The following is a 241-nucleotide window of genomic DNA, read 5'->3' as shown; positions in this document are numbered from 1 at the left end:
CTTCGAGCGCTTCTGCCTGATCGCCGGCTTGGCGAGTCTGGCGCAGATGCTGGAGGAAGATGCGACGGCACTGGCCGGGGCGCCGCATGCGCGCGCGGCCGACAGGCCGGGATACCGCTGGGGGCGGACCAAGGGGGCCCTGGGCTTTCACGGCGGCAAGGTGGAGATGGAGCGCCCGCGGGTGCGATCGAAAACCACCGGCAAGGAGCTGGCGCTGCCCAGCTGGAAGGAGGCGGCCGAG

General features: G+C 71.8%; 1 pseudogene. It reads left to right on the top strand.

Annotated features, from left to right (window positions below):
* Window positions 1–241, top strand: a pseudogene (locus KY389_RS15175) (IS256 family transposase); the annotation flags it as partial.

This window comes from Paracoccus bogoriensis, assembly GCF_019431455.1.
GTDB classification, from domain to species: domain Bacteria; phylum Pseudomonadota; class Alphaproteobacteria; order Rhodobacterales; family Rhodobacteraceae; genus Paracoccus; species Paracoccus bogoriensis.
The sequence above is the reverse complement of the archived record's forward strand: the minus strand, read 5'-3'. Positions and strand labels throughout refer to the sequence as shown.